Consider the following 12,997-nt stretch of genomic DNA (forward strand, 5'->3'; position numbering starts at 1 on the left):
TCGACCGGTTGGCGCGCCGCGCGGGCGGCCCGGGCGATGCAAGGTGCGCCGACCGATGCGCCGGGCCGCCGCCGGCGCGCGAGCCGACCGGCGATCCGGCCCCGCCGAACGGCCGGCATCGCTGTAAGGCAGGCACACGGAGCGCCATGCCGATCCACGGGACCGGCGCCGCATCGAACGTCGTCAGTCCATGCGACGCCGTTACGCGCCGGCAACGGGGACGCAGGCGCCAACCCGGCGATGCGAAGTCGATCGCCCGGCGGGCGGACCCAACGTCCCTGCCCGCCGTGCGACCCTCGCCCTACTCCCCCGATCGCGCGAGCGGACCGGGTGCCTGCTGCGCCGTTTCCGACGGCCAGCCGCCCGCGAGCGCCTTGTACAGCGCGACCGTCGATGCCGCGCTGCGCATCCGCCCGTCGGCCGCCGCGTCCTGCGCCTGCAGCAGCGTCCGTTGCGCGTCGAGCACTTCGTAGTAGTCGATCGCACCGGCCGAGAAGCGCGTCTGTGCAAGCTGTGCCGCGCGAGCGCTGTCGTCCGCCGCGCGCACGAGGTGCGCGGTCTCCTCCTGCGTGCGGGCGACACGCAGCAGCGCGTTCTCCGTTTCCTCCAGCGCGCCGAGCACGGTCTGCCGGTACTGCGCGAGCTGGCCGGCCGCGTCCGCGTCGCTCGCCGCGATCCGCGCGCGCACGCGGCCGACGTCGAGGAACGACCAGTCGATGCCGAGCGCGATCAGGTTCGTATCGCTGCCCGCACGGAAGAATCCGTAGCTGCTCGTCGCGCTGCCGAGCAGCCCCGACAGCGTGAAGCGCGGAAACAGGTCGGCTGTCGCGACGCCGACGCGCGCGGTCGCCGCGTGCAGCCGTGCTTCGGCGGCAGCGACATCGGGGCGGCGGCGCAGCAGGTCGCCCGGCGTGCCGGGATCGATGTCGGCTGCAAGCGCCGGCAGCGGTACCGGCGCGCCTTTCGATGCGGCAGCGTTCGGGATGTCGAACCGGCCGATCAGCGCATCCGGCGTCTGCCCGGTCAACACCGCGAGCCGATGCTCGTCGACGCCGATCGCCGCTTCGTACACGGCGATCCGCGACGTCGTCGATTCGTACTGCGCGCGCGCTCGCGCCGCATCGAGTTCGGAGCCACGTCCCGCGCCGACGCGCGCATTGATCAGCGCGAGCGTCTGCTTCTGGTTGTCGGCGTTCTCGCGTGCGATCCGCAGCCGCTCCTGCGAGCCGCGCAGATCCACGTACGTGCTCGCGACCTCGCCCGCGATCGCGACACGCACCGCGCGTACGTCGGCCGCACTCGCAGCCGTTTCCGCCCACTGCGACTCGATCGAGCGGCGCACGCGGCCGAACAGGTCGAGTTCCCACGCCGCATTGATCCCGACACTGGAGATCGGCGTATCGCGCTGGCTGCGCGGCGCGCCGAACGCCTGGTCCCTGCTCGTCAGCTGATGGCCGATCCGGCCGCTCGCGGTAATCGTCGGATAGCGGTCGAACGCGGCCTGCGACAGCAGCGCGTTCGATGCGTCGTAGCGCGATACGGCGACCTGCAGGTCCTGGTTCGCGGCGAGCGCCGCATCGATCAGCTGCGTGAGCGCCGGGTCGCCGAAGCCGCGCCAGAACGCGGCATCGGCAGCGGCCGACGCAACGGGCGGCGACGCATCGGGCGTGGTCGCATGCGCGTCGCGCGCGAAGCGCGCGGCGCTCGCCGTATCGGGCCGCTTGAAATCGGGGCCGACCGCGCACGCGGCGAGCATCACCGACAGCGCGAGCGCGGAAAGACGGAATGCGGCGCTCATCGGTTTTCTCCTTCGAGGGTGCCGTGCTGTTCGCTCCACACGGCCGGCGTGCCGCGCGCGAGCTTGCGGATCGCCACGTAGAACACGGGCGTCAGGAACAGCCCGAACAACGTGACGCCGAGCATCCCCGCGAATACGGTGACGCCGGTGGCGGCGCGCACTTCGCTGCCCGCGCCGCCGCCGATCAGGAGCGGCACCGAGCCCGCGATGAACGCGACCGACGTCATCACGATCGGGCGCAGCCGCAGCCTGCATGCCTCGAGCGCCGCTGCGATCGCACCCTTGCCCTGGATTTCGAGTTCGCGCGCGAACTCGACGATCAGGATCGCGTTCTTGCACGCGAGCCCCATCAGCACGACGAGACCGACCTGCACGAACACGTTGTTGTCGCCGCCGGACAGCCACACGCCGAACAGCGCCGCGCACATGCACACCGGCACGATCAGGATCACCGCAAGCGGCAGCGTCCAGCTCTCGTACAGCGACGCGAGCACCAGGAACACGAGCATCACCGCGAGCGGGAACACGACGATCGCCGCGTTGCTCTGCGTGACCTGCTGGTAGCTGAGATCGGTCCATTCGAGCGTGATGCCCGGCGGCAGCACGTCCTTCGCGATCTGCTGCAGCTTCGCGATCGCCTGCGACGACGACATCGCCTTCGGATCGGCGTCGCCGATCAGGTCCGCGGCCGGATAGCCGTTGTAGCGGACGACCGGGTCCGGCCCATACGCGGGCGCGACCGTCACCATCGAGCCGATCGGCACCATCTCGCCTTTCGCGTTGCGCGTGCGCAGGTTCGCGATGTCCGCGGCCGTCTGCCGGTGACCGGCATCGGCCTGCGCCATCACGCGGTACACGCGGCCGAACGCGTTGAAGTCGTTCACGTACATCGAGCCGAGATAGACCTGCAGCGTGTTGAACAGGTCGGTGAGCGCGACGCCTTGCGCCTTCGCCTTCAGCCGGTCGACCTTCACCTCGAGCTGCGGGATGTTCGCCTGGTACGAGCTGACGGGGTAACTCATCCCAGGCGTCTTCGCGACCGCGGCCTGGAACGCCGTCAGTGCCTTCTGCAATTCACCGTAGCCGAGCCCGCCGCGATCCTCGAGGTACAGCGAGTAGCCCGAACCGTTGCCGAGGCCCTGGATCGGCGGCGGCATCAGCGCATAGGTGATGCCGCCGCCGATCGCCGCGAAGCGTGCGTTCAGGTCCGCGTTGATCTGCGCGGCGCTGCGGTGACGCTGGTCGAACGGCTTCAGGATCACGTACGAGTTCGTGATGTTCGGCGTGTTCACGCCCTGCAGCGCGTTCAGCCCGGCAAACGCCGGCACCATCTCGACGCCGTCGGTGCCGAGCGCGATCTTCGTCATCTGCTCGGTGACCGCGCTGGTGCGGGCGAGCGACGCGCCCTCCGGCAGCTTCGCGCCGGCGAACAGGTACAGCTTGTCCTGCACGGGGATGAAGCCGCCCGGCACCGCGTTGAACAGCAGCGCGGTCGCGGCGAGCAAGGTCGCATAGACCGCGAACACCGCGCCGCGCCGCTTCAGCGTGCGCGCGACCACGCCGTGATAGCGATCGGAGCTGCGCTCGAAGAAGCGGTTGAACGGATGGAACAGCCAGCCGAATGCGCGGTCGAGCACGCGGGTCAACGCATCCTTCGGCGCACCGTGCGGACGCAGCAGTTTCGCGGCGAGGGCGGGTGACAGCGTCAGCGAGTTCACCGCGGAGATCACCGTCGAGATCGCGATCGTCACCGCGAACTGCCTGTAGAACTGGCCCGTCACACCCGACATGAACGCCATCGGCACGAACACCGCGCACAGCACGAGCGCGATCGCGACGATCGGCCCCGACACCTCGCGCATCGCCTGGTGCGCGGCGTCGCGCGGGCTCAAACCCTGTGCGATGTTGCGCTCGACGTTCTCGACCACCACGATCGCATCGTCGACGACGATCCCGATCGCGAGCACGAGCCCGAACAGCGTCAGCGTGTTGATCGAATAGCCGAGCAGGTAGAGCCACGCGAACGTGCCGACCACCGACACGGGCACCGCGACGAGCGGAATGACCGACGCGCGCCAGGTCTGCAGGAACAGGATCACGACGAGCACGACCAGCACGACGGCCTCGATCAGCGTGTGCTGCACCGCGCGGATCGATTCGCGCACGAACACGGTCGGGTCCCACACGGGACGATAGGCGACGCCCGGCGGGAAACGTTTCGACAGTTCGTCGAGCTTCGCATACACCGCCTTCGCGACGTCGAGCGCGTTCGCGCCAGGCGACAGGAAAATGCCGACCACGGCCGAGTGCCTGTCGTTGAAGTACGAGCGCAGCGTATAGTCGCCCGCGCCGAGCTCGATGCGCGCGACGTCGGACAGCTTCACGACCTGGCCGTCGTCGCCGTTGCGCAGCACGATGTCGCCGAATTCCTGCGCGGTGCGCAGCCGGCCGCGCACGTTGATCGACACGAGGAAGTCGTTTTTCTTCGGCGTCGGCTCCGCGCCGAGCTGGCCGGCCGACACCTGCACGTTCTGCTCGCGCACCGCGGCGATCACGTCGCTCGCGGTCAGCCCGCGCGACGCCAGCCGGTTCGGGTCGAGCCAGAGCCGCATCGCGTAGTCGCCGGAGCCGTACACGCCGACGTCGCCGATGCCGGTCAGGCGCGACAGCTCGTCCTTCACGTGCAGCGTCAGGTAGTTGCGCAGATACAGCGAATCGCGGCTGTTGTCCGGCGAATAGAGACTCACGTACATCAGCGGCGTCGGCGACTGCTTCTGCGTGGTCACGCCGTACTGGCGCACCTCGTCCGGCAGGCGCGACAACGCCTGGCTCACGCGGTTCTGCACGCGCACGGCAGCCGTGTCGGGGTCGACGCCCTGCAGGAACGTGACGACGACCTGCAGGCTGCCGTCCGAACCGGCGACCGACTTCATGTACATGATGCCTTCGACGCCGTTGATCGCCTCTTCCAGCGGTTCGGCGACCGATTCGGCGATTTCCTTCGGGTTCGCGCCCGGGTACGTCGCGCGCACGACGACGCTCGGCGGCACGACTTCCGGATATTCGCCGGCCGGCAGCATCGGGATCGAGATCAGGCCGATCGCGAAGATGACGATCGACAACACGACCGCGAAAATCGGCCGGTCGATGAAGAAGCGGGAGAAATCCATTGCGGGCCTCCCGTTACCGCGCGGCCGGCGCGCCGGCGTCGGCCACCGCCACCGCTGCGGCCTGCGTGCCGCTGCCCGGGCCGGTGCCGGTGTCCGCATCCGCGCGTGCAGGCAGCACCTTCGGCTTCACCTGCGCGCCCGGATAGTAGATCCGCTGCACGCCGTCGACGACCACGCGATCGCCCGGCTCCAGCCCCTTCTCGACGATCCGCTCGCCGTCCAGCGCACGGCCGATCGTGACGTCGCGACGCAGCGCCTTGTCGCCGGCGCCGATCACGTACACGTACTTGCGGTCCTGGTCGGTGAGCACCGCCTTGTCGTCGACGAGCAGCGCATCCTGGTCGCGACCGCTGACGAGCTGGACGCGCGCATAGAGGCCCGGCGTGAACGTGTGGTCCGCGTTCGGCAGCCGCACGCGCGCACGAATCGTGCCGGTTTGCGGATCGAGCCGGTTGTCGAGAAAATCGACGGTGCCCGCGTGCGGGAAACCCGTCTCGTTCGCGAGCCCCACGCGCACCGGATCGGCGCCGATCGCGCGATGCTTCGGGTCGGCGCGCCGCGCGTTGTAGCGCAGGTAGCTCTGCTCGTCGCAGTCGAAATACACGTAGACGGGGTCTTGCGACACGACGGTCGTGAGCAGCGTGTCGTCGGCGCGCGCGAGGTTGCCGGCGGTCGCGATCGCGCGGCCGACGCGCCCCGCGATCGGCGCACGCACCTCGGTGAAACCGAGATTGAGCTTCGCGTCGGCGACGGCCGCGTCGGCCGCCCGCAGGTCGGCGCGCGCCTGCTCGGCGGTCGCGCGCGCGTTGTCGAGTTCCTCCTCGGAAGTTGCATGCGCATCGATCAGTGTCCGCACGCGCTTGAGCTGCACATCGGCGAGGCTCGCGGCCGCGCGCGCCCGCTGCTGCTGTGCGTTCGCGCGGTCGAGCGCGATCCGGTACGGACGCGGATCGATCTCGAACAGCACCGCGCCCTGTGCGACGAGGTCGCCCTCCTTGTACGCGATGCGCTGCAGATAGCCGCTCACGCGCGGCCGCAGCTCGACCGCGTCGACTGCTTCGACGCGTCCGTTGAACTCGTCCGCGAGGCGAATCGTGCGCGGCGCGACGGTCGTCACGCCGACTTCGGGAAGCGGCTGGGCCGCCGTTTCGCCTTTGCCGTCGTGACAGCCCGACAACGCCAGCAGCAGTGCGCAGGCCGCGCCCAAAGGCGAGGTCCTGCGTAGGGATAAGGAGAGCATGATGCCTCGCGACGGGTTAAACTGCCGCGTAGCATAAAAGTTGAAGTTAACTTCAAGTCAAGCTTTCCCGGAGGGCGTCATGGGTATCGACGAAATCCCGCAATGGCCGCTGATGTCGATCCGCGAAGTGGCCGCGCGCAGCGGCGTGCCGGCATCGACGCTGCGTTTCTACGAGACGCGCGGGCTCATCAAGTCGCACCGCAACGGCTCGAGCCATCGCCACTATTCGCGCGCGGTGCTGCGGCTGATCGCGTTCATCGTGTTCGCGCAGAAGATCGGCTATTCGCTCGACGAGATCGCCGAACAGCTCGTGAGCCTGCCGGAAGACACCGCGCCGACCAACAAGGACTGGCAGCGGCTGTCGCGCGGCTGGAAACAGCGCGTCGCGAACCGGATCGAGGAACTGCAGCGGCTCTACATCAATCTCGACGAATGCATCGGTTGCGGCTGCCTGTCGCTGAAGCGCTGCAAGCTGACCAATCCCGAGGACCGCGCGGGACGCAACGGGCCGGGCGCACGGCGCTGGCTCGGTGATACGCCGCCCGATCTCGACTGACGCATGCGCGGCGGCCGGCGCGATGCACGATGCCGCGCCGGCGTCCCGCGTCACCCGACCCGCCCGCCCCGCCGCTCACCGCGATCGCCGTGCCCGTGAGGGCGCCAGTCTGCGCAGACGTTGCCGGTTGGCAGCAATGGCAGTCCGGGCCCTGCCCGGCGTAAGGTCAATCGCGCCGGCGCGCCAGCCGGCTTCGCGTCGCGCGCGGCGCTCAGACGCTCAGGATGCCGAGCGCGACGTCGAGCACGGCCTGCCGGAACGCCTCCTGCCGCGTGGGCAGCGACGTGAACTCCAGCATCATGTGGCTGTACGACACCGTCGTGCCGACCGCGCTCGCGATCATGAAGAACAGCACGTTCGGATCGACCGGGCGGATCTCGCCGGCCTCGACCGCGTCGGCCAGCAGCGGAAACATCGCGTCGTGATACGGGCGCACGATCCGCTGCTGCAGGCAGTCGAGCCGCCCGCCCTCCTCGGTCGCTGCCGTCGAGAAGAACATGCCGATGTCCGGCTCCGCGAACTCGTGATCGACGCACAGCTCGATCGCGCGCCGCACGCGCTCGCGATGCGGCAATGACGACGTGCGCAGCGCGCGCAACGCGTCGAACAGCGGCTCGGCCAGGTCGACGATCTGCCCGACGACAGCCAGCCACAGCGTCTCCTTCGCGCCGAAATGATGGGCGATCAGCGCCGCGTCGATGCCCAGCTCGCGCGCGACCTCGCGCACGCTCGTCGCGTCATAGCCGCGCTTCGCGAACGTGCGGCGCGCGGCCCGCAATATCACGTCCGGTCCGACGGACGCCTCCGCCAGCGGCCGCCCGCGCGTACGCCGCTTCGACGGCGCGCGCTCAGTGACTTCAGCCACGTTTTCCTGCTCCCGTTGAATGAATCGAATGCCCGTGTCCGGGCCCCGGTTCGCGTCCGCGGAACCGGGTCGCCTGCCCGGCTCCGTTGACACGCGAAGCCGGGAAGCGCTAGGATCATACCTTATTCATCACGTGATGATTTATTCATGACAACCCCTACTCGCATCGTGATCGTCGGCGGCGGCATCGCCGGATTGCAGCTCGCAACCCGCCTCGGCGAACGTCTCGGCCGCACCGGGCGTGCCCAGGTCACCGTGGTCGACCGCAGCCCGACCCATGTCTGGAAGCCGATGCTGCACACGATCGCGGCCGGTACGCGCGACGTGCAGCAACAGCAGGTGATCTTTCTCGCCCATGCGCGCGATCATGGCTACACGTACCAGCCCGGCGAATTGACGGGGCTCGATCGCGCGCGCCGTCGCGTGCAGCTCGGCGAGATTCGCTCGCAGGACGGCGAACGCGTGGTCGACGCGCGCGAACTCGAATACGACGTGCTGATCCTCGCGCTCGGCAGCCAGGCCAACGATTTCGGCGTGCCGGGCGTGCGCGAGCACTGCTACTTCATCGACAGCCAGCGGCAGGCCGAAACCTTCAATGAAGCGCTGCGGATGCGCGTGTTCCGCAGCATCGCGCGCGACGAGCCGTTTCGCGTCGCGATCGTCGGCGCGGGCGCGACGGGCGTGGAGCTGGCGGCGGAACTGAGCCGGCTGCTGGAAGTGGCGCAGGCGTATGGCGACGCGACGGTGCGCGAGCGGCTGCGGCTCACGCTGCTCGAGAGTGGCCCGCGCATTCTCGCCGCATTTCCGCCGCGGATTTCCGCGTCGGCGCAGCGGCGGCTCGAGCAGATCGGCTTTCACGTGCTGACGTCCACGCGCGTGACGGCGGCCGATGCGAACGGCTTCCACTACGGCGACGGTTCGTTCGCCGAAGCAGATCTGATGGTGTGGGCGGCGGGTGTGAAGGCGCCCGATTTCATGCAGGCACTGGGCGGGCTCGACACGAACCGCGCGAACCAGATCCTGGTCGGGCCCACGCTGCAGGCCACGGCCGACGAGCACGTGTTCGCGATCGGCGATTGCGCCAGCCTGCAGCCCGACGGCCACGAACGGCCGCTGCCGCCCACCGCGCAGGTGGCGACCCAGCAGGCCGAACATCTCGCGAAACACCTGCCCGCCTGGCTCGACGGCAAGCCGATGCCGCCGTTCGCGTTCCACGATTTCGGCGCGCTCGTGTCGATCAGCGACTACGACGCGTTCGGCACGCTCGGCCAATTCGGGTTCTTCCGCGGCGGCTTCATCCAGGGGCGTTTCGCGCAATTCAGCCACCTGATGCTGTACCGGCGCCACCAGCAGGCGCTGCACGGATTCTCCAAGGCGACGCTGCTGTGGCTCGCCGAACGGATCAACGGCTGCGTGCAACCGCGCATCCGCCTGTCGTGACGCCGCGTTTCGCGGCGTCGCCCAACGTTTCGAGGAAAGCAAAGATGAGCAACAGTGCAGTTGCCTGGCTCAGGACCGTCGCCGCGATCGGCAGCTTCGACATGCCGTCCGTTTCATGGGCCGCCCCGCGACGGCGCAGCATCACGCGCGATCGCCTGCCGTCGTGGGATGCGACGAGCCAGCCGTCGATCAGCGTGCTCGAGCGGCCCACGGCCGACACCGTGATGATTTCGTGGTGCGACGCGTGCACCGGCCACTACGGCTACCAGAAGCGGCGGTTGTTCACGACGCGCAAGCGCGGCGTCTGCGCGCTGTCGGGGCGGCCGATCGCGCGCGGCGACAGCGTCTACGCGCCGCAACTGCTCGGCTCGGCGCCGGGCAACGCCGCCGCGATGGTGCTGGCGGCGTGCATCGACGAGGCGTGTGCCGCTTAAACGGACGTCGCCTGACCGGCACCATAGGCCGGATCGCGGTTCTGCCGTTCCAGTTCCGCGTCGAGATGCGCGGCATGTGCTTGCGCTTCGGACTCCGACATCAGCTCGCCCTCCCACTTCGCGACCACCGCGCTGGCGATCGAATTGCCGACCGCATTGGTGGCCGAGCGCCCCATGTCGAGGAACGTGTCGACGCCGAGAATCAGCAGCAGTCCTGCTTCCGGGATGTCGAACTGGTGCAGTGTCGCCGCGATCACGACGAGCGATGCGCGCGGCACGCCGGCCATCCCCTTCGACGTCAGCATCAGGACCAGCAGCATCGTGACCTGCGTGCCGAGCGACAGGTGGATGTTGTACGCCTGCGCGATGAACAGCGACGCGAACGTGCAGTACATCATCGAGCCGTCGAGGTTGAACGAATAGCCCATCGGCATCACGAAGCTCGAGATCTTGCGCTTCACGCCGAAGCGGTCGAGCGCGTCGAGGATCTTCGGATACGCGGCTTCGGAGCTCGCCGTCGCGAACGACAGCATGAACGCTTCCTTGATCAGCACCAGCAGCTTGAATACGCGCGGCCCGAGGAACAGCAGGCCGGCGATCACGAGCGTGCTCCACAGCAGGAACAGGCTCACGTAGAAGTCGCCCATGAACACCGCAAACTTCAACAACACCGACAGCCCGTTGACCGCGACGGTCGCGGCCATCGCCGCCAGCACCGCGAGCGGCGCGAGCTTCATCACGTAACCGGTGATCTTCAGCATCACGTGCGCCAGCTGGTCGATCGCGGCGACGAGGATCTTGCCGCGCTCGCCGAGCGCCGACAGCGCGACGCCGAAGAACATCGAGAACACGACGATCTGCAGGATCTCGTTGTTCGCCATCGCCTCGGCGATCGACTTCGGCACCATGTGGCTGACGAAATCCTTCAGCGTGAACTTGGAGGTCGCGAGATGCGCGGATGCGCCGATGTCCGGCAGCGGCAGGCCGAGGTTCTCGCCCGGGCGCAGCAGGTTCGCCATCAGCAGCCCGAGCAGCAGCGAGATCAGCGACGCGGTGACGAACCAGCCGAACGCCTTCACGAACACGCGTCCCACCGACGAAGCGTCGCCCATGTGCGCGATGCCGACGACGAGCGTCGAGAACACCAGCGGGCCGATCACCATCTTGATCAACCGCAGGAACACGTCGGACACGAGGGAGATGTAGCCGGCGATCTCGGTCGCGGACTGCTTGTCCGGAAACTGCGTATAGATCATGTAGCCGATGAAGATGCCGGCCGCCATCGCGAGCAGGATCCAGACTGCCGCAGACATTCGTTTGTTCATAACGGAACTCGATGCACGGAGCAGGAATGAAAAAAATGCGCGCGTCAGTGCCGTGCCACGGCGCGCATTGCGGGTCGGTCGGGCCCGGCATTCCGGGCACCCGCCCCGCCCGATACTGCGGACGTCCGCGAACGGACGCGCTGTCGCTGCCCCGGCGCTCGCGCGATGGCGAACGCCGGGGCAACCGTTCAGCCTGGTGCAATCAGATCAAATCAAATCAGCTCAGGTCAGTAGCCGATCGCCGAACCGGCCGGTCGGCGCGGATCGTTGACGCCGTAGATGTAGCCGACGCGCACGTTGCCCGACACCGACGAATCGTTGCCGGAACTCTGATGGCTCACCGCCTCGGTGCCGGGCAGGCCGACCATGATCAGCTCGGCGGCGCCCCACGGCGTCTGCTCGACCATCTTGTAGCCCATGTTGCGCAGGATCGCGAGCGTGTCGGGCGACAGGCCGCGGGTCTCGTAATAGACCTGATCCGGCAGCCATTGATGATGGATGCGCGGCGCACCGACCGCATCCTGCGGCGTCATCCCGTAGTCGATCACGTTCAGCACGGTCTGCAGCGTGATCGTGATGATGCGCGAGCCGCCCGGCGAGCCGACCACCATGAACACCTTGCCGTCCTTCTTCACGATCGTCGGCGCCATCGACGACAGCGGACGCTTGCCCGGCGCGATCGAGTTGCGCGTGCCCTGCACGAGGCCGAACAGGTTCTGCGCGCCGACCTTGACCGTGAAGTCGTCCATCTCGTCGTTCAGGAAGAAGCCCGTTCCCGGCGCGATCACCACGGCGCCGAAGCGGCCGTTGACGGTGTACGTGGTCGACACCGCGTTGCCGTCGCGGTCGATGATCGAGTAGTGGGTCGTCTCCGGCTTCTCGTGCACGCCGACACCCGGCTGCACGTCGACCGATGCCGTCGCCATGTCGCCGCTGATCTGCTTGCGGATCTCGGCCGCATACTGCTTGCTCGTCAGCTTGGCGACCGGATTGTCGATGAAGTTCGGGTCGCCCAGCAGCGTGTTGCGATCCTCATACGCGTGGCGCATCGCCTCGGTCATGTAGTGGACCACCGACGCCGACTGGTAGCCGAACTTGCGCAGGTCATACCCTTCGAGCACGTTCAGCGTCTCGCACATGGTCACGCCGCCCGAGCTCGGCGGCGGCGCCGACACGAACTCGTAGCCGCGATACGTGCAGGTCAGCGGCGCCATGTCCTGCGCACGATACGACGCGAAATCGGCCGCCGTGATCACGCCGCCGCCGCGCTTCGCCGCGGCTTCGACGATCTTCGGAATCTCGCCGTGATAGAACGCGTCGGGGCCCTGCTCCGCGATGCGCTCGAGCGTGCGTGCCAGGTCCTTCTGCACCAGGCGGTCGCCCGGCTGCAGCGGCGTGCCGTCCGGGCGCAGGAAGATGCGCGCGGCTTCCGGGTCCTTCCTGAAGCGCTGGATCGTCGTGTCGAGGATGTCCGTATCGCCGCGCGTCAGCACGAAGCCGTCGCGCGCGAGCCGGATCGCCGGCTCCATCACCTGCCTGCGCGTCAGCTTGCCGTACTTGCGCTGCGCGAGGTCGAGACCCGCGACCGTGCCCGGCACGCCGACCGCGCGATAGCCGTACAGGCTGTCGTCCGGAATGACGTTGCCGTTCGCATCGAGATACATGTTCGCCGACGCCGCGGCCGGCGCGGTCTCGCGGAAGTTGATGAAGCGGTCGCGGCCGTCGGCCAGGTGCAGGGTCATGAAGCCGCCGCCGCCGATGTTGCCGCAGCACGGATTGGTCACCGCTTGCGCGTAGCCGACCGCCACTGCGGCGTCCACCGCGTTGCCGCCTTCCTTGAGGATGTCGACGCCGATCTGCGACGCGAAGTGCTGCGACGACACGACCATGCCGTTCTTCGCTTCCACCGCGGGTTCCGAAGCGGCGAGCGCGCCTGCGCTGATGGCCGACAACAGAGTAAGTACGACGAGCCGCCTCATGACGGAATCCTCCAGACGAATGACCGGGCCATACCGGGATGCGCAACCGACTCGGAAGGCCGGACGACGCCGCTGATCCGGCATGTAATAAACCATACATTCCGGCGAGGCCGCGATCATAGCATCGGCATTTTCATGTCAAAACCTAGGGTAATTACTGAATTCTCGATGAATTTATGGAAACGTTCCG

9 protein-coding genes are annotated in these 12,997 nt (G+C 68.1%); 3 read left to right on the plus strand and 6 right to left on the minus strand.

Going from position 1 to position 12,997, the window contains the following annotated elements:
• Positions 1-301: 301 nt before the first annotated feature.
• Genes DID98_RS10135 through DID98_RS10145 form a run of 3 tightly spaced genes read right to left on the minus strand, consistent with a single transcriptional unit; the run spans position 302 to position 6,208 of the window.
• Positions 302-1,798: an efflux transporter outer membrane subunit gene (locus DID98_RS10135; RefSeq protein ID WP_124521853.1), complete on the minus strand. Its 1,497-nt coding sequence runs from the start codon at positions 1,796-1,798 to the stop codon at positions 302-304.
• The gene (locus tag DID98_RS10140; RefSeq protein ID WP_124570651.1) at positions 1,795-4,968 is read right to left on the minus strand and encodes an efflux RND transporter permease subunit; all 3,174 of its coding nucleotides are present in this window, start codon (positions 4,966-4,968) and stop codon (positions 1,795-1,797) included. Before DID98_RS10140 ends, DID98_RS10135 begins: the two co-directional genes overlap by 4 nt.
• Positions 4,969-4,981: 13 nt before the next feature.
• On the minus strand, positions 4,982-6,208 hold the full coding sequence (locus DID98_RS10145) for an efflux RND transporter periplasmic adaptor subunit (RefSeq protein WP_124521855.1): 1,227 nt from the start codon (positions 6,206-6,208) through the stop codon (positions 4,982-4,984).
• 79 nt (positions 6,209-6,287) lie between these two features.
• Between DID98_RS10145 and soxR the strand changes: the two genes are divergently transcribed.
• Positions 6,288-6,764: a redox-sensitive transcriptional activator SoxR gene (soxR, locus tag DID98_RS10150; RefSeq protein ID WP_044846696.1), complete on the plus strand. Its 477-nt coding sequence runs from the start codon at positions 6,288-6,290 to the stop codon at positions 6,762-6,764.
• A 211-nt stretch (positions 6,765-6,975) separates the two neighbouring features.
• Here soxR and DID98_RS10155 read toward each other — a convergent pair whose 3' ends face one another.
• Positions 6,976-7,629 carry a TetR/AcrR family transcriptional regulator gene (locus tag DID98_RS10155; RefSeq protein WP_124521857.1) on the minus strand — a complete coding sequence of 218 codons (654 nt, stop codon included), beginning with the start codon at positions 7,627-7,629 and terminating at the stop codon, positions 6,976-6,978.
• A gap of 147 nt (positions 7,630-7,776) precedes the next feature.
• Between DID98_RS10155 and DID98_RS10160 the strand changes: the two genes are divergently transcribed.
• Both DID98_RS10160 and DID98_RS10165 read left to right on the plus strand, forming a co-directional pair.
• Positions 7,777-9,069 carry an NAD(P)/FAD-dependent oxidoreductase gene (locus DID98_RS10160; RefSeq protein ID WP_124521859.1) on the plus strand — a complete coding sequence of 431 codons (1,293 nt, stop codon included), beginning with the start codon at positions 7,777-7,779 and terminating at the stop codon, positions 9,067-9,069.
• 44 nt (positions 9,070-9,113) lie between these two features.
• Positions 9,114-9,503: a DUF3331 domain-containing protein gene (locus tag DID98_RS10165; protein ID WP_124521861.1), complete on the plus strand. Its 390-nt coding sequence runs from the start codon at positions 9,114-9,116 to the stop codon at positions 9,501-9,503.
• Here DID98_RS10165 and DID98_RS10170 read toward each other — a convergent pair.
• Both DID98_RS10170 and ggt read right to left on the minus strand, forming a co-directional pair.
• Positions 9,500-10,828, minus strand: coding sequence for a dicarboxylate/amino acid:cation symporter (locus DID98_RS10170; RefSeq protein ID WP_044846692.1), 1,329 nt, complete (start codon positions 10,826-10,828; stop codon positions 9,500-9,502). The genes DID98_RS10165 and DID98_RS10170 overlap by 4 nt on opposite strands.
• A 227-nt stretch (positions 10,829-11,055) precedes the next feature.
• A complete protein-coding gene (gene ggt, locus DID98_RS10175) occupies positions 11,056-12,807 on the minus strand; it encodes a gamma-glutamyltransferase (protein WP_124521863.1) in 1,752 nt (583 codons plus the stop codon).
• Between the last annotated feature and the right edge of the window lie 190 nt (positions 12,808-12,997).

The sequence above is a fragment of the Burkholderia sp. Bp8984 genome (assembly GCF_003853755.1).
Classification (GTDB): domain Bacteria; phylum Pseudomonadota; class Gammaproteobacteria; order Burkholderiales; family Burkholderiaceae; genus Burkholderia.